We start from the raw sequence: 17,968 nt of genomic DNA, 5'->3' as shown, positions 1-17,968 counted from the left end.
CGCAACTGAATATGTTAATCGTAAAACATCCTTCAGAGTGGTTTTACAAAAGCGGTTCAGCAATATGGAACAAACCTTTAAAGGATATGACTGATTTCGATCCACAACATGCAACATTGAATAAAAGCCTCATCGATAGTCTTTCATGGATGGCCGAAGTAAAGGGTGTAAATGGAAGTAATGGTGTTTGGCATATGCATCCTTTCGCATTTTTAGAGGCCTTCAAAGAAAATAATAAACTTATTTGGATTAAATTGGTTTCAGAAAAGTTTGGAAATGCGATCGCCGCAGACTTTAAACAAAAATTAATAGACGTAGGTACGGAATTATCTATTGACCCTAATTATATTATGGCATGTATAGCGCTTGAAACCGGGACGAAATTTAACACATCAACTAAAAATCCAAAATCGAGTGCTACAGGTTTAATTCAATTCATGGCTAATACAGCGAAAGATTTAGGCACAAGTACCAGCAAACTCGTAGCAATGACTCATGTTGAGCAAATGGACTATGTAAAGAAATACTTCGTAACTCAGGCGAATAATTTTAATTATCCAACTAGTGAATGGTCATTAGGTGACGTCTACCTTTCAATATTCACACCTTCTGCCATGCTACTAAAAGATGATGATGTTGTGTACTCAAAGGGACAGAATGCATATGAAGTTAATTTATTCCACGATAGAAATAATGACGGGAAAATCACTAAAAAAGAAATCATCATGAACATAGAAGATTTTTACAAAAAAGGGTTTGCATATGAAGGCTAATAAAACTCATTCTATAAACGGAAGAATCAAAACCGCTACATTATTATTCACTTTTTTATTTTTAATACTTTCAAACGCATATGCTTTTGCAAATCAATCTCAACAAATTATAACAAAATCTGAAAAAGGAACTTGTGAAATACAAATCAATGGGGCAATGGCTACAAAATATGAATGCAACGGTTTTAACGCCCCTTCATTAATAACATCTTCATATCTTTATGAGTCTAACGAGTATGTTTATATATTTATTGACAACCCGATGGGTAATGCATGCGATGGAGGCCCTATCCACGTTATTTCTCAAAATGATGATGGCCTATTAAAATCACAAAAAACTATAGATTTTTGTGGTGGTCACTATCCGACTGTTATTACTGAACCTAAAAAATTAAGCATTTTCATTCCCTCCATTAAGGTTGAAGGAACATCCAAAAAAATACCCGGAGAAAAATGGGTGTTTGAGAATAACGTGCTGACTAAAGTGCGTTAATCACCATTCATACATATTCGTTTTAAAAGAGGATTTTATGCCCGGGTTTATCCGCGTAGGTGACAAGACAACGCACGGTGGCATCGTCCAGCAGGGGTCGAAGGTCATTATCATCAACGGTATCGCTGTGGCCCGTGTGGGTGACAAAGTCTCATGCCCACTCGAAGGTCATGGCCCCACAACCATTATTTCCGGTAACCCCAACTATCTTGACGCTGATGGCTGCATGGTCGCGTTTCATGGGGACAAATGTGCCTGCGGTTGCACGCTAATTACCTCCATGCCTGACGCTTCGGTAGACTAAAGTATGCCCGTTAATCTTGATGCTATTCCTCAAAAAGCAACCAAAGCAAACCGGCCCCGAAATTTACGGTGGCTGATCGCACTGGTGGTTTTCATGGTCGCCGGGGGATTCTTAACGTTGTGGTTTTGGCGTTCAAGCCGGGCAGGTTCCACATTCTGGTTTTATTTTCTCGTCCTGCCGTTTTCTCTTTGGCTGTTTCTGTTTAGCTTTCGCCGCCTGATTTACAAGACGAAACAAGTCTGGGTATCCGCGTGGGACGCAGAGCGCGAGAACATAGTTGAGCATGAAACGCTGCGTGGTCAGCGCTATGCAAGGTTAGTGTATTGCGATACGACGACGGCGCTCACGCCAAAACGTCAGTCACTTGCTAAGGCGGCATTAGCAAACAACAGCGTACTCGAATCATCTCATTCCAGAGCCGGAGAAGGTGTAATACGCCACAGTCGGTTGGCAGGAGAAAAAGGCGCAAATGCAGCGGCCATTGCAACTGTTGCACTCAGACAAGTCTTCAGTAAATTAGCCTCGGTCATATCGTCTTTCCCCGACAATTTTATCTGTCATGTCTCCCTGCAAATCAATGCGGGGATCACGCAGGAAGAACTACAAGCGCTTTGGGAACCGATGATGTCTTCCAGCAAGCTGACCACCATTTCCCTCAGTCACCATACCGATATTTCTGCGCTCGACGCATGGTTAGACCTGCCGCCAATGACACCGTCGGTCCTCGTTATTGTGGCTGCACAGGTCACAGACCATCCCCAAGAGAACACCGGCGAGGCCGTATGCTCCCAGGTATTTTGCAACCGGGGAGAAGCACAGTCTGGCATGCCTGCGCTGGCCAATGTGCATCGCCCTGAGAAGAGTGATAAGGGCCGTGCCGTTAACTCTTTTGACAGAAGTTTACTGTGGGCAAATCTAAAACCGGATGCGATAGAAAATGCATGGCTCAGCGGTGAAGATATGGGCAGCGATGAGAACTGGCTCGAAATTATTGAAAAATTCGGACTCACGCTGAAACAAGGCCAGGGGAGCTGGCTGTTGGATAACGTCATTGGTTACCTGGGTAAGGCAGCGCCATGGATAACCATTGATGCGGCCCGGGAAAAAGCCGGGATGACCGGCGAGCCCCAATTGTATGTGTGGGGGACCGGAAATGGAGCAAGTTGGATCGGTGCCGTTACCGCGCCTAAAGCCTCGGAGGCTGTCGATGCGCGTTAAAAAAATGGCCGGTGCTCTCTTATTCCTTTGCCTTGTGATTGCCCTTTTTCTCTGTGCGGCCGTCGCCCTTCTGGGCGATACCCTTCCACAATTTTTCGGCTGGTCTGTCACCACCTTTAGTACACTAAAATTCGCTGCGCTCTGCACCTTGTTTGGCGTGGTGTTCATTGGCTTATTGACGGAGCTTTTGCTCAATATCAGCGGAAGAAATGCGATACATAAGCAGTGGGGCGCTAATGACCCACAGCAGCTCGAATTTATTGCTCAGGCCGTCAAAGAGGCAAACCCCTATACCGATCTTCAGGACAGACTGAAGAGCCATTTAGGTTCACGGTGGGGCAGAAGAACGCGAATACTCCTCGTCTGCGGAGAAGAGCGGGATGTAGAAAAGCTCTTCCCGAGCCTGATTGCCCAGCGGTGGATCGAGGGAGCGGGAAACCTGCTGTTATGGATCGGCGCGACGAATGAGATATCGACGTCAGTCTACGTCAGAATGCTGCCCCACCTGAGAAGGTACCGTCCGGCCGATGCGGTAGTGTGGGTCACCGACGACGCTAGCATTGCCAAAGCCGACACCGTTGACAGTGCGATGAACCATTTTCACCGGTTGTACGCAATAGTCGGCTGGCAGTTACCCGTTTATCTTTGGGACATGCAAACCAGCGGCTGGGGGCAGAGCGAGCGCCCGCTGCAATCCGTCGGATGCTTCTTACCGGAGAAACCCACGGCCACCAGCATTGCCGCTTTGCTCGGCGAACTTATTGCCCCCCTTCGACAGCAGGGAATAAGGCAGCTTCAGGAAAATATCAAACATGACTTTTTACTGCGACTGTCTCACCGGCTTAATTCAGGAGTGGCCACGACGCTGTCTAAAGCGCTTGGGGAGAGGAGACATTATGTTGCACCGGTGAGGGTGGCTGGCGTGATGTTTTCTTTACCGACAGACCGCGCCGCAACCTACCCCCACAGTTGGATCCCTGACGCCCGCTGGACCGAAATGCTTGCGCAGATACGGGCCAATCCCTGTGAGCGAAACGGGATTAAATGGAATAAATGGATCGCTAACTTTTTGCTCGTGGTCATGCTCATCTGGAGCATAGGGGCGATCGCGACATTTGCTGTTAACCGACATGAAATCATGAGTACAGCCGCACTCCTTGATAAAGCGAACGATTCTGGCCGGACATTGCAGGACCGGCTGCTCGCCCAATATGCGCTTCAGCAGAAACTGACGTCATTACTGTTAGCGAAGACAGCGCCCGCACCTTGGTATTCGGCTTTTGGCCTGAATATTGATGACGTGCTGCTTCCTGCTCTTCTCAGGCACTATACCGGTATTAACCACGCGTTAATTATGGAAAGGGTCTTAGAAGAGCTGCTTAAACAACTTCAAATCGTCGCAACGCAATCTGCATCTCCGGCTACATGGCAGCAGAACTACGATGCACTGAAGGCGTACCTGATGATCAGCCAGCCTGACCATGTAGATCCTAAATTCCTGTCCGATGTCATGATTGCGCATCTGTTTAAATCCCGCGAAATGCCGGAGAAGGAGTGGCAAAGTCTTTCGACATCATTAACTCTGTTCTACGCGGAGCAGCTGAGACTACGTCCTGACTGGGCAGAATCATCAGATGCCGCTCTCGTTCAAAAAGTCCGCACCGTTCTGTTAAGCCAGCTTGCCGGGCAAAATAGCGATGAGGGCCTTTACCGGTCGCTTATTCACAACGCATCCCGGCAGTATGCAGAATTGTCGCTGGCGAGTCTCACTGGTTCTGAGGATGCCGAAGGGCTATTCAACACCTCACGCACCATCCCGGGAGCCTATAGCCGCGAGGCATGGGAATCCGCTATTGAGCCGGAGCTGGAGCAACTGAGACAAAAACGAGCGGAGCAGATTGGTTGGGTATTGAGTGATGGAGTCCACCCGGTCACCAGGGAACTTTCCCCCGAGGCGGTGACCGCCAGACTGAAAGAACGGTATTTCAGCGATTTTGCTGCTCAGTGGAACCTGTTTTTAAACAGTCTGCGCTGGAATAAAGCGCCAGCACTCGCCGCAACGCTGAAGCAACTGAGTATCATGACGGATGCCCGAAGATCACCACTGAACAATCTCATGGATAAGCTGAGCGTTCAGCTACAGGCTGGTGCAACGCGTATTGCTGAAACAGAGGAAGATCTGGTTTACAAAGGCCCCAATTCGTACCGAAAAGCCCGACTTGCGCCAAAATGGCAATTGCCCGAACCGATGCTGACGTCATTTGGCCCGGCACTTGGATTTATGGGAATACACGTGGTGGGAAACGAGGTCTCTGGCTGGAATTTCAAATCCTACCTGAGTCAGGTCAGCCGGTTACAACAGAAACTCCAGCAGGTTAGCCAGTCTTCCGATCCCCGGGTTCAGGCTCAAGGGCTGGGCAACACCGTGCTAAGAGGGACAGCAATTGACTTACCCGACAGCAAGGCCTTTGTCGACCAACTGACGATGAGTCTGGGGAAGTCACTGAGGCCCTTTAGCCAGTCACTGTTTTTAAATCCAATGAACCTTTCATGGCGGCAGGTGCTTGCTCCTTCCGGTACTCAGATAAATAAGCAATGGCAAACGGAGATCTCTGCGAAATGGCATACCCGCTTCGCTGATGTCTACCCATTTGCTCCCGGCAAGACGGACTTATCCCTGTCAGATCTGAGCCTGTTTATCCGGCCTGATACCGGTCTGATAGACAGGTTTATCTCAGATAACCTTCAAGGGGTATTACGTAAAGAAGCCGGAAAATGGGTGCCTGACAGTGCGGTGAAGGGCATTAGGTTTAATCCGGCGTTCATTGCGGCTATCAATCGCCTGAATGATGTCTCTCAGGTGTTATACGGCCGTGGTGACCAGCAGGTTGAGTTTGATCTGCTTCCGGTACCTTCGCGTGATGTGGTTCAAACCGAACTGAAAATTGACGGTCAGTCACTGATTTATTTTAACCAGATGCCAGTCTGGCAAAACTTTGCGTGGCCCGTCGATGTCTGGGGCTCTTACAGCGAGCTGGTCTGGACAAGTATTAAAGCCGGAGCCCGAATATATTATTCGGCAGCCGGAAATATGTCGTTTATTCGATTACTTGATACGGCGAAGGTCACGCAACTGGCGCCTCAGCTTTACCAAATTGACTTTACTGTACCTGACGGATCACCGCTGAAGTATCAAATACGAACGGCCGAGGGGGAAGGCCCACTCGTACTTCTGAAATTAAAAGGTTTTGACCTGCCTGACAGGATTTTCAACACCAAATAAAAGGGTAAGGGATACCATGGAAGACTTAACGCTGCGTTATTTTGATGCAGAAATGCGCTACCTGCGTGACGCGGCAAAAGAGTTTATGCAGACCAACCCTGGGGCCGCAGCAAGATTGGGCATGATGAGTCCGGGTGCTTATGATCCCTCCGTCGAACAAGTCTTTCAGGGATTCGCCTTTCTCATGGGCAGGTTAAGAGAAAAGCTCGATGACGATATCCCTGAACTCACGGAAGGGCTTGTCAACATGCTGTGGAGCCAGTATCTACGGCTCATTCCGTCTCTTTGCATTGTGGAATTTAGCCAGAATGTCCGTAGTCAAAAAGTCTGTGAAATAGTCCCTGCAAAATTCGAAGTGACCTCGAGACCACTAGGTCCCAGGAATACCGTATGCCGGTACCGTACAACCCGGGATCTTACCCTCCGTCCGATGACGATAACAAAAGCTGGCATCCATTATGAAAATAGCGGCCTCACATTCCTGAGACTGCGTTTTGAATGCAGCCACTTGGCTAACTGGAGTGAAATTGACCTCGCACGCATCCCGGTGTATCTAAACGCAGATCTCCCTTTAGCCTCTGAGCTTCATGTATCACTGACAGACTGCGACCAAAAAACTGCGTACATCCGTTATTCAGGTGATACCGAGCGTTACCCCTTTGACGGATATTTTGCCCTGAACGGTTTCGAAGACACTGACCGGCTGATGCCCAATGAAGAGCGTCCGGATATGCAGGGTTACCGTTTGATGTTCGAGTACTTTACCTTTCGTGAAAAATTTATGTTCATCACGCTAAAAGGGCTGGAAAAAGTGATTTTTCCAGAGGGAATGACGTCATTCGACATTGAAATTGTCTTCAACCGTCAATGGAATCCAGACTTCTCTGTGAGTCATGAGAACTTCAGGCTCCACTGCGTGCCCGTGATCAATTTGTTCTCACTGGATGCCTTACCGCTTCGCCTTAATCCACAAGACAGTGAGTATCTGACGACACCGCTGCATGAAAGCGATGGCCATGTAGAGGTATTCAGCGTAGACCGGGTATGCTCAACCAAACGGGAAAACCAGCAGGAATATCTGGCTTTCAGCTCGTTTCAGCATCAGGGCGGAGCAAGGCATCACCGGTTCCCGGAACGGTATTTCCATACCCGGGTGCGTCGTGGCCCTTCTGGCCGATCGGAAACATGGCTAATTCTGGGCGGCTCATCGTTTGAAGAAGAACGCACGTTGCCGAAGAAGAGCCTAACGGTTCATCTTACCGGTACCAATGGCAACCTGCCACGCATGGTCCTCAGTGACGTTCTGCTCGATACGCTGGATGCTGATGCGTCATTCACCAACCTGAGAGTACTAAACCTCAGTAAGCCGACGCTGGCGTGTTACCCGCCTAATATCGACCAATACCATTGGAAAATTATGAGCCATATGGGGTCAAATTTTCTCAGCATGATGGAAGATGCCGAAGTACTAAAAAATACGCTGGCCCTCTATAACTGGACAGACGATCCGACGAACAAACGCAGAATCGAGGGCATTACCAAGGTCGTCCATTATGGAATTGAGAGATTCGAAAAAGGGTTACTGTTGCGTGGCGTTGATGTCGAGATCACGATAGACAGCTCGCATTACGCCGGTGAGGGGGATTTCCGGTTCTTCGGTGAGTTCCTTAGCCAGTTTCATGGCCAATATGCGGACATACACCGGTTTAATCGGATCACTTTAGTCGTTGAGCCTGAAGGACGCCGGATAGGTTGGTCAGAAAAGCATAGTAAACGATTAGGTTAATTTGATTTCGTGAATTTTGCGCAGGAGAGCGCTATATGTCACCGTCCCAACTCATCACCACCAGCCTGAACCGATATCACCTCATTGTTGACGACCACGCCGCACTCATCGACGTTGAATCCTTCACCGGCGACGAAGCGCTGAGTCAGCCATACCGATACTGTATCGATTTCACCAGCACGTCAGAAATCCTACCCGAAAGCATTCTTCTAAGACGAGCAACGTTCACCTTAAATGATCCCACGCTTCCGCTCATTGCTGCCCCGGTTGTCCTGCGTTCGGTCTACGGGATGATCACCGGCTTTGAGCAAATTTCAACATCTGGGGACGAAACGCATTACCGTGTCACCCTTGAGCCAGAGCTGTCGCTGCTGAGGAATACTCGTCGAAGTGCGGTATATCAAAATGTGTCGATCCCTGAGCTGGTAGAAAAGATCCTGCGTGATTTACATGGATTTGAAGGTTGGAAATTCAGCTTTACGCTGAAAAATGCTTATCCCCGGCATGAGCAGCTCATTCAGTGGGATCAGCCCGACCTCGATTATATCTTCCAGTTGCTGGCAGAAGTGGGGATATGGTTTAGATTCGAGATGAATACCGAGCTCGACTGTGAACAAATTGTATTCGGCGATGACCAGCAACATTATCAGTTTAATCACCGGCTACCGGTCGTTAATCAGAGCGGGCTTTCTGACAACAGCGTGGAAGCCGTTTGGGATCTTTGCAGTGAACACCGTGTTGTAACAGATTCAGTACAGGTGAAGACCTATAACTATCGGGATGCCCGGTCACCTCTGTTAGCAGAAGCGTCCTTGAAGGGAATCCAGTCAGCAACGGAAGGAAAGGCCTATCACTATGGCTTCAATTACCCTTCATTAGGTTCTCAGTCGGATCCTGATACAAATAGCGGACGTTTTATATCAAAGCTTGGGCATGAACAACGATTAAATCAGCAGATGGCTCTGTCTGGCCATGCCAACGCTGCGGGACTTATTCCCGGGCAAATGCTGGAGCTGACGGGTAATATGCCCGCTGCCTTTTCTGACGGAATATTGATCACGGGTATAACCGTCGGCGCTTCCAGAGAAAAACATTACAGTGTCACGTTTAAAGGCATTCCCTACAGTGAAACTGTTGGTTTCAGACCCGTTGTTCCAGTGTCACCAGAGATTAAAGGAACGGTGGCAGGGCGCATAACCAGCGTTAAAGCAGACGACATCTATGCACATTTGGATGAGTTTGGACGTTACAGGGCAAAATTCGATTTTGATCTCGACAGCTGGACTCCCGGATATGAAAGTCTGTGGCTTAGGCAGGCAAAAGTGTATGCAGGTGACACCTATGGTTTAGATATGCCCTTGATCGAAGGGGCAGAAGTGGCCATTGGATTCGAAGGTGGCAACCCAAATCGCCCGTATATTGCACATGCCAAACATAACTCATCACGCATCGACCCGGTCACGCAGGAAAATAACAAGCGTAATGTCCTGAGAACGCCAGCTAATAACAAACTGAGATTTGATGATACGCGGGGCAAAGAGCACGGAAAACTGGCGACTGAGTACGGTAAATCTCAAATCAACATCGGCCATCTGGTTGACAATGCCAACGTGCAACGGGGAGAAGGACTCGAACTGAGAACTGATGACTTTGGTGCAGTGCGGGCGGCTAAAGGGCTGCTGATGAGTGCCTATGAGCAAAGTAAAGCCTCAGGTGATGTGACTGACTCTGCTACCGCACTCGACCAGATTGAACATTTGAACCAGCAACTGGAGAGCCTCACAGAAGCGGCACAGCAAGCGGATGCCCTCGTCGCCGATATACATGCCCAAATTGGAATGTATGAGAGCCGCCTTAAACCACTTAATGAAGTCGCACTGCTGGTCGCCCCGCAGGGTATTGCTCTCGCCAGCGGAGAACACCTACAGCTAGCTGCCGACCAAAACATTATGATGTCCAGTGGCAAAAATATGGACATAGGCGTCTGGAAACGACTCACGTTGCAAGTTGGTGAGAAACTGGGGATTTATGCCCTGAAAGGGGGCCTCTCGTTTAAAGTGAACCAAGGCAAGATCGACATTCAGGCTCAAAACGATTCCATGAGACTCGATGCGAAAGGCACAATCAAACTTACCAGTACTGATGACGAAGTGATCTTTGCGGCTAAAAAGAAAATCACCCTGAACGCCGGTGGAAGTTATCTGACCCTTCAGGAGGGGAAGGTCGAGTACGGCACGAATGGTGAGTATAAGCGTTTAACGAAACACCATGGCATGAGTAATCCATCCCAGAAACCACTACATTTCACAGAGTTTGGTCAGGTAATAACAGCCTTTGACAGAGATATTAAATTCTCATCACCGGTTAACTACAGGTTGGAAACAGAAGGGGGTGAACATCTGACCTCAGGGGAGGGAGCAAGTACATACACAGGGGAAAATGAAAATATATCAGAAATTAATATTTTCATTAGTTAGGGATAATGCAAAATGAAAATGACGACACATATAATTGATGGCAAAAGCTATAGCTTCAGAACAAAAGATAATAAAACAGAATTAGTAATCAAGGCGAAAACAACGCCAAAACAGGATAAGACTGCACATAACGTAGACGTACCACCTTTCATAGTGGTGACCAGAAGTAATGGTGATATTTTATTTATCCTGAAATGTAAGGATGAAGATATCTTCCAAATTATAACAGCACAGATTTTATATGATAAATATAAATTTCAATGGTTTGAACCATTAGCCGATGACTATCGCGAGCTTCTTTATGTAAATGAAAATGAAGAGGTAAAGAGTGCATATAAAATATTCTCATGGGACGATATAGCACAATTTGCTAATGTGGACAGACCTTCTCTTTCATTTAGGTCCGGAGGTACTGGCGATTGGAAGGGGAACCCAGAAGGCGGAAATGGATATCTAATGGTGCTCGTAGCAGACATTCCTTATTGGACAGATGCAGTTGGGCAAATTCCATTTGCTGTTGATACTTATAGAATGAGCAAAAATATCGAATCCACAGTAAGAACTGGCATAAAATGGGCAACTGGTAAACCTATAGATGCTTCCCTGGGTAAGATCGACCATTCAAATACTTATGATAACTTTTTTGTCCTTAGAGGGGCTTTATACGCAAGTGAAAAATATAACTATAAGATTGAAAATAGCGAAGAAACATACCCTGCTGCAAAAGTAACAGAAATATCGCACAACATTCCGTCTGAAAGACTAGGCAAACAGATTAACACAAATGAGTATTCGAACTATGCAATATGGAAAGATGAGTAAAAAAATCATTATTTTGTTAAAGTTAATCTTGTGCATTTTATGTTGTATTGCACTGATGTTTTTATATGATTGGTGTTCGCAATTATATTATGAAATAACAAAAAAATCAGCTCATCATAATGTTGGAGATGGAATCTCACTGATTATATCCCAAATTATTATATGTATATGTTTTTTTGTAGTCTCCATTGTGAGATTGAAACAAGCAATTATTATGTTTGTAATAACCCTCATGTTTGTTAATTTCTACTTTCTCGCCACACTGCCATTAAAAGGGATTTTATTAACTGTCATTAGTGTGATTATATGTTCAATTCAGCTTATGATTCTAACAAAGATGAAAGTAACCCAATAGGATTGATAATAATAATCGAGGACACCAACAATCCCACCTAAATTGGAATAAGTGAAAAATGTGTACAGAGTCTTTACATGGCATGATATAGAAAAATTCGCTGTGGTCCCAAGGATGTCTTTAATGTACTACAACAAATTCCCAGGAGATTGGAAACAAAATCCCGTTTGCGGAGCAAAGTTCCTTCTTACACTCATAGATGAAATTCCTTACTGGTGTGATGCTGTGGGGCAAATACCATTTGCTGTGACCACATATCGACAACAAAGAAGTGTAGAGAGTACCGTAGATACAGGAATCACATGGCCAACAGGCACTTTTTCAGACGTTGTTATGGGCAACAATGACGTATCCAATACATATGACAACTAATCTTTGTTCAAAATCCCGCAGAACACTTTTCACCGTTTCATTGACGGTATGTTAATACTGCCGGGACTCTCACTGCTTTGGGAAGCGGCAAAATAGCGATAGAGTTAAGCCCCGTCGTAAGCCGTTTTCACCGAAACATGAGAGTCAACACGATGCAGCCCGTCAAAAAATTCCGTTTTTATCGCCCGCTGAAAGGCCACAGTCACACGTTTGGTGAACAATGGTTCGCTCTCAAAGCCGAAGCATTCGCCCGGTTCTTTGGCACGCCGACGTTCCTCATCGCGCAGACAGTGATTGTGGCAGTCTGGATCTACCTGAACATTTCCGGGCTATCCAAATTCGACCCCTATCCGTTTATTCTTCTGAATCTGGCCTTCAGTTTGCAGGCAGCTTACGCGGCACCGCTGATTTTACTGGCGCAGACCCGTCAGGCCGAACGCGACCAGGCACACGCGCTGACGGATGCTCAGCACCGTGAAGATCTGGATGATGCGATGGCAAAACGTCAGACTGTGGCTGAAGAAAATTCCGCCCAGTTACTGGTTTTAGTCCAGCAGAACATAGAGTTGACCTCGCTGACCAAAGAGCTGGCCGAGCGGATTGAAACCCTGACAACGCAGCTGGCCAGCCGGTAAACAAAACGCTACACGTCCTCATTCAAGTCACTTTTCTTTCGATAAATATCAGGCCGGGTTATCGCCCACGCATAATCCGGCCTGTTTACCGGTTCGTAACCAAATTTTTCATACAACCAGGGCGCGGTGGTGGTGAACAACACCATGCGGCGCAGGCGCGCGGAAACCGGATGCGACTGGCAGCATTCGACCAGCCAGCCGCCGAGGTTGTTACCCTGATAGTCTTCCAGCACATAGACGTCGCACAGGTAAGCAAAGGTGGCGTAATCAGTGATAAAGCGGGCGAAACCGATTTGTTTTTCGCCTTCAAACAGACCAAAGTTGAGACTGTTTTCAACGGAATCGCGCACGGTTTGCTCGTCAATTCCGGCAGCCCACGTTGAGCGGGTCAGGTAACGATGGATCGCCGGAATATCCTGCGCGGTTTTATCCGTGGTGATATGGAATGCGCCTTTTGTCCACTGGCATACGTCGGTTGCTGTCACTGTATTCTCCGCGAGTTTCGGTTGTTTTAATGATCACCGTACGAATGTAGCGCAGGCCGGTCGAGATTTCATACAGTCGGGCTGTAAAAAGCTGGCTGAATGTTGTATCCTGCACTCATCATTAATATGCTGTATATAATTACAGTATAAGGAGCGAGTCATGGCTGTTGAAACAAAATTTGTTGTCGTCAGAAAAGGTGAAGAGAAAATGACATTTGCCAATAAAAAAGATGCAGACGCTTACGACAAGATGCTCGATATGGCAGATACCTTCACCGAGTGGTTATCGCAGAGCGGGCTTGAGATTGACGAAGTGCTGGCGGAAAATATCGCGCTGCACCTCGCTGAGCAAAAAGATGCCGTTCAGCATATCCTGCGCACCAGTAAATTACCGGAAACCATAGCGGTCGTTGCTGACGAGACCACTGAAGAAACCGCAGAGCCTGTAGCTGTGGAACACGTCGAAGCGGATGCAGAAACGGAAGAAAAAGCAGCACCTGCACCGAAAAAAGCCCGCGCAGTGAAAGCCGCCTGACTTTTTTGCCATAAAGAGCGACGGAAACAGAAAGGGCACGCACTGGCAATATCCCGCGTGCCCCTTTATCACTGCATCTGCGCAACGTTTTCCCGCCAGATATCAGCGAATTTCCGCTTCAACAATCGAGACGTAGCAACCTGTATCAATAATGCGGTTCAGTTTGAGATCGGCATCCGCCAGCAACGCTTTGATTTCATCTTCGGAACGCGTTTGCCCGCCATCAAAACTTGCCAGCAAAAGCAGATCGACTTCCTTGCCGCCGTGCCAGGCGTTTCCGCGCGGAATGACCGGTTCCATGATGAGCAGCTTCGAACCGGCGTGCATGGCATTGCGGCAGGTGCGTAGTATGTTGCGCGCCTGTTCTTCCGGCCAGTCCATCGTGATGTATTTCAACATATAAAAATCCGCCGTCGGGCAGGATTCAAAGAAACTGCCGGGATGCAATTCCCAGCGGGAATCATCGCCCAACTCGCTGAGACGGTTTTTAGGCAAGACCTGCGGCTGATCGAATAAAATACCGTGCAGCGTCGGATTATGTTGCAACACTTTTAATAATAATCCGCCCATGCCACCGGCAATATCCACGACGGTTGATTTATCAGGGAAATGATAACTCCGAACGATGAAGTTATTTTCAATCGAAGACATGGATGACATTCCCCGGTCAAAATCATTAATACCGTCATGCGCACTTTCCTGAGCCCAATACTCGTAGAAATTCATACCGTAACGATTTTTAAAGGCGGATTCGCCGCGAATATTTTCTATAACATTTCCGAGCGGAAGCCAGAGTGTTTCATGCGTCAGCATTAATACCGCCGCACGCAGGGAACCGGGGACGTCTGAACGTAAAAATTCGGCGGAAGGCGTCAGGGAAAACTCACCGCTTTCATGTTCCTTAAAGATATTCTTAGACGCCACCATCCGCATCACACGGTAGAGTTGCCGCGGGTTGACGCCCAGTTCTTTGCCCAGTACATCGGGCGTTTTAGGGCCTTTGACCAGACAATCAGCAACGCATAACTCCGCCACGGCGCGCAGTGACGCCTGAAAGGTATATCCCATTGCCTGCTCTAATAAATGCAAAGCCGCTGAATCACTTTCTGAAATAGCAACAGTTGTGTTAGTCACAATAATTCTCCACGCAAAATTGAAATGCGAATAAATTTGCAAAACTACGCTGCAATTTTATTTGTCCATAGAGAGAAATTATTCTCGGGAAAAACATTAGGACAGAAAAAGAGAAACAACAATGTCAGGGTAAATTCAGAAAAGATAAACCCGTAAAGATAACGGGCCGCTGTCATTTAAACGGGACGCGACTTTATTTGATAAAATAAAAATGGCGTTACCGGGACGCCATTTTTGTTAGTTTTCAGAGCCAGATTACTTCGTCTCGTATTTATTTCGGCTCGTAACGAATATATCCCGCCACGCCGCCTTTACCGCCGTCTTTTGGATGATTAATGCCGTCGCTGACGCTGACCACCGGGAAATCAAACGGCGATACGCCTTCGATACAGGCGACATTCACGCCATAGAATTCAGGATTGGAACGGCGCTGGTGGAAGGTGTAAATCCCGCAAACTGAGCAGAAGAAATGGGCTGCTTCGCCGGTGTTGAACCGGTATTCGGTAAGCGAGTCCTTGCCCTTGATCACATCCACTTCCTGAGCCGGGACGACGACCGCCCCGCGCATACGGCAGAATGAACAATTGCAGCGGAGCACGTTGTTATAGCCATCAGTCAGTACGGCGCTGAAGACAACCGAACCGCAATGACATTGGGCAGACACTTTATCTGACATGGAAATCTCCTGAGATCGTCCGGCAAATGAGCGGGTTAGCCGGTTTACCGTGTTGACTGTTTTCATAGAAGCTGACAGGCGTTCAGTTACGTTAGCCGCTTTTTTATCATTGCTCAACCGCATGACAACACGTCAGCTTGGCGCTATGTTACTGGCAATTTATTTTTGCGGAGCGGGTAATGGACATTATCGGGATCATTCTCTCGGCGGGGAAAGCCTCAGTTAACGTGGCGCTTTACACGCTGATCCCAATCATGGTGGTCATGCTGATCATCATGAAGTACCTGGAAGTTCGTGGCGTTCTCGACGGGATAGTCCGGCTGGTGACGCCGGTTTTACGCCCTTTTGGCGTCACGGGTATGGCAGTATTTGCCCTGATCCAGCTGAATTTTGTGAGTTTCGCGGCACCGCTGGCGTCACTGGCGCTGATGGAAAAGAGAGGGACGTCCGACCGCCATCTCGCCGCCACGCTGGCCATGCTTTTTGCCATGGGGCAGGGCAACGTGTTTTATCCGCTTATTCCTTACGGCCTGCACTGGGGCGCGGCGATTATCATTTCTATTGTCGGTGGACTCGGCGCAGCCAGTGCGACCTACTATCTGTTTGGCCGTCGTCTTTCGGCCACCGCACCGGAACGTGAAGGTAATCCGCTGGAAGACAAGGCCGGCAAAGGGCTGATCGCCATCATTAACGGCGCGGGCTCGGATGCAATCCGTCTGGCGCTGGGTTCTGTGCCGATGCTGATCCTCTCGCTGACCGTCGTCGGTATTTTAAAAGAAGCCGGGGCGATTGAGTTTCTGACCCGTCTGCTCGGGCCAGTGCTGGGATATTTCAGTATTTCAGACGTGTACGTTCTGCCCGCGCTGACCAAAATGCTTGCGGGCGGCACCGCCTATTACGGCGTGGTGTCTGAACTGATTCATCGCGGGCTTTTTTCCCCGCAGCAGGTCAATGCTTCCAGTGGTTTTCTGATCCAGACGCTCGATTTACCCGGTATCGGTATTTTTCTGGGGATCGCCAGCCGCTTCGTCCGGCTGTTCCGCTTTGCGCTACCGGGCGCGATCATCGGCATCCTCATTCGCAGCGCTATTCACGCATTGGTATTTTGACTGTTCAAGGGAGTTTTTTATGAAAGAGAAGTTTCCGCAAGGCTTTATGTGGGGCGGCGCGACAGCGGCCAATCAGGTTGAAGGGGCGTATGATCAGGACGGTAAAGGGCTGTCGATTGTTGATGCCATTCCCGGCGGTAAAGACCGGTTACGCATTGTTTCTTCAGCAGAATTTGATTTCACGCTGGATACCGAAAAATACACCTATCCGAACCACAAGGGCATCGATCACTATCATCGTTTTGAGGAAGATATTGCCCTGTTTGCGGAAATGGGTTTCAAATGTTACCGCTTTTCTATCGCCTGGACACGCATCTATCCAGATGGCATTGAACAACAGCCGAACGAAGCCGGTCTGGCGCACTATGACAAGGTGATTGACGCCTGTATCACGCACGGTATCGAGCCGGTAATTACCCTTTCCCACTACGAAATGCCGCTGCATCTGGCGACCGAATTCGGTGGCTGGAAAAACCGTGAACTGATCGGCCACTTTGAGCGTTTTGCCCGCACGATGCTGACGCGATTTGGTCATAAAGTGAAATACTGGATGACCTTCAACGAGATCAACAGTGCGGCGCATTTCCCGATCATGAGCCAGGGGCTGACGGTCAAAACCGGCGCGCTGGAAGCTCAGGCCAAATTCCAGGCATGGCATAACCAGTTCGTGGCCAGCAGCCTGGCGGTCAAAATTGCCCGCGAAACGAATGCTCAGATTCAGATCGGCTGCATGATCCTGTTCGCCACCCATTACGCCTATGACTGCAATCCGGTGAACCAGCTGGAAACCCTGAAAGAGACGCAGGCGTTTAACTTCTACTGCGCGGACGTGCAGGCGGGCGGTAAATATCCGTACTACGCCAAACGTTTATGGGAATCGCAGGGCGTCGTGCTGGACATTCAGCCGGACGATCTGGCGCTGATTAAACAGCACACGGTGGATTACATTGGTTTTAGCTATTACATGTCTTCAACCATCAACAAAACCAATCCCGACGCGGTGCCCGCGCAAGGCAACCTGCTCGGTGGCGCGCGCAACCCGTTCCTCGAAGCCAGCGACTGGGGCTGGGAAATCGATCCGGTGGGCCTGCGCATCGCGCTGAACCAGCTTTACGATCGCTATGAAAAGCCGCTGTTTATTGTTGAGAATGGGTTAGGTGCCGTCGATAAGCCGGATGAAAACCACTTTATCGCCGATGATTACCGTATCAACTACCTGCGCCAGCATATCGCTGTGATGGCAGAAGCCATTGAAGACGGCGTGGATCTGATGGGTTACACGCCATGGGGTTGTATCGATCTGGTGAGTATGTCCACCGGCGAGATGAGCAAACGCTACGGCCTGATTTATGTCGATCTCGATGACAAAATCTCCGGCACCGGCAACCGTTACAAAAAGAAATCTTTCCACTGGTATCAGAAAGTGATCGCCACCAACGGCGCAGATATCAGCTAAAACGATGATGTGACAAATTACGAAAAAAACGGGCGGAGAAATCCGCCTGAATTTT

15 protein-coding genes and 1 pseudogene are annotated in these 17,968 nt (G+C 48.3%); 13 read left to right on the top strand and 3 right to left on the bottom strand.

Annotated elements, in window-relative coordinates:
- The 10 genes and pseudogenes from J1782_RS05055 to J1782_RS05010 form a co-directional block, all read left to right on the top strand.
- Positions 1-773, top strand: a pseudogene (locus tag J1782_RS05055) (lytic transglycosylase domain-containing protein); the annotation flags it as partial.
- On the top strand, positions 763-1,266 hold the full coding sequence (locus J1782_RS05050; RefSeq protein WP_217152567.1) for a hypothetical protein: 504 nt from the start codon (positions 763-765) through the stop codon (positions 1,264-1,266). The pseudogene J1782_RS05055 and the gene J1782_RS05050, both read left to right, overlap by 11 nt.
- Before the next feature lie 37 nt (positions 1,267-1,303).
- The gene (locus J1782_RS05045; RefSeq protein WP_217152566.1) at positions 1,304-1,570 is read left to right on the top strand and encodes a PAAR domain-containing protein; all 267 of its coding nucleotides are present in this window, start codon (positions 1,304-1,306) and stop codon (positions 1,568-1,570) included.
- 3 nt (positions 1,571-1,573) lie between these two features.
- A complete protein-coding gene (locus tag J1782_RS05040; protein ID WP_217152565.1) occupies positions 1,574-2,788 on the top strand; it encodes a hypothetical protein in 1,215 nt (404 codons plus the stop codon).
- The gene (locus J1782_RS05035) at positions 2,778-6,071 is read left to right on the top strand and encodes an ImcF-related family protein (protein ID WP_217152564.1); all 3,294 of its coding nucleotides are present in this window, start codon (positions 2,778-2,780) and stop codon (positions 6,069-6,071) included. Before J1782_RS05040 ends, J1782_RS05035 begins: the two co-directional genes overlap by 11 nt.
- A gap of 16 nt (positions 6,072-6,087) precedes the next feature.
- On the top strand, positions 6,088-7,857 hold the full coding sequence (tssF, locus tag J1782_RS05030; RefSeq protein ID WP_217152563.1) for a type VI secretion system baseplate subunit TssF: 1,770 nt from the start codon (positions 6,088-6,090) through the stop codon (positions 7,855-7,857).
- Positions 7,858-7,892: 35 nt separating this feature from the next.
- Positions 7,893-10,334 (top strand): type VI secretion system Vgr family protein, encoded by a 2,442-nt coding sequence (locus J1782_RS05025; protein ID WP_217152562.1) that lies wholly within the window; start codon positions 7,893-7,895, stop codon positions 10,332-10,334.
- 12 nt (positions 10,335-10,346) lie between these two features.
- Positions 10,347-11,156 (top strand): hypothetical protein, encoded by an 810-nt coding sequence (locus J1782_RS05020; RefSeq protein ID WP_217152561.1) that lies wholly within the window; start codon positions 10,347-10,349, stop codon positions 11,154-11,156.
- A 478-nt stretch (positions 11,157-11,634) separates the two neighbouring features.
- Positions 11,635-11,883 (top strand): hypothetical protein, encoded by a 249-nt coding sequence (locus tag J1782_RS05015; RefSeq protein ID WP_217152560.1) that lies wholly within the window; start codon positions 11,635-11,637, stop codon positions 11,881-11,883.
- Positions 11,884-12,035: 152 nt separating this feature from the next.
- On the top strand, positions 12,036-12,518 hold the full coding sequence (locus J1782_RS05010; protein ID WP_165060409.1) for a DUF1003 domain-containing protein: 483 nt from the start codon (positions 12,036-12,038) through the stop codon (positions 12,516-12,518).
- 8 nt (positions 12,519-12,526) lie between these two features.
- Here the strand turns inward: J1782_RS05010 and J1782_RS05005 are convergent, their stop codons facing one another.
- Positions 12,527-13,003, bottom strand: coding sequence for a GNAT family N-acetyltransferase (locus tag J1782_RS05005; protein WP_165060407.1), 477 nt, complete (start codon positions 13,001-13,003; stop codon positions 12,527-12,529).
- Positions 13,004-13,163: 160 nt separating this feature from the next.
- Between J1782_RS05005 and J1782_RS05000 the strand changes: the two genes are divergently transcribed.
- Positions 13,164-13,538, top strand: coding sequence for a YebG family protein (locus tag J1782_RS05000; RefSeq protein WP_217152559.1), 375 nt, complete (start codon positions 13,164-13,166; stop codon positions 13,536-13,538).
- A 102-nt stretch (positions 13,539-13,640) separates the two neighbouring features.
- On the opposite strand, the gene J1782_RS04995 is transcribed toward J1782_RS05000, so the two are convergent.
- A complete protein-coding gene (locus J1782_RS04995) occupies positions 13,641-14,672 on the bottom strand; it encodes a methyltransferase (protein WP_371819741.1) in 1,032 nt (343 codons plus the stop codon).
- Positions 14,673-14,943: 271 nt separating this feature from the next.
- Entirely contained in the window at positions 14,944-15,348 is a 405-nt protein-coding gene (locus J1782_RS04990) for a GFA family protein (RefSeq protein WP_152323913.1), read from the bottom strand.
- A 179-nt stretch (positions 15,349-15,527) separates the two neighbouring features.
- Between J1782_RS04990 and J1782_RS04985 the strand changes: the two genes are divergently transcribed.
- Both J1782_RS04985 and J1782_RS04980 read left to right on the top strand, forming a co-directional pair.
- Positions 15,528-16,457: a nucleoside recognition domain-containing protein gene (locus tag J1782_RS04985; protein ID WP_217152558.1), complete on the top strand. Its 930-nt coding sequence runs from the start codon at positions 15,528-15,530 to the stop codon at positions 16,455-16,457.
- Positions 16,458-16,476: 19 nt separating this feature from the next.
- Entirely contained in the window at positions 16,477-17,913 is a 1,437-nt protein-coding gene (locus tag J1782_RS04980) for a glycoside hydrolase family 1 protein (RefSeq protein ID WP_217152557.1), read from the top strand.
- The last annotated feature ends 55 nt before the right edge of the window (positions 17,914-17,968 follow it).

Source organism: Rahnella sp. BCC 1045 (genome assembly GCF_019049615.1).
Lineage (GTDB): Bacteria > Pseudomonadota > Gammaproteobacteria > Enterobacterales > Enterobacteriaceae > Rahnella > Rahnella contaminans.
This window is presented reverse-complemented; position numbering and strand designations above follow the sequence as displayed.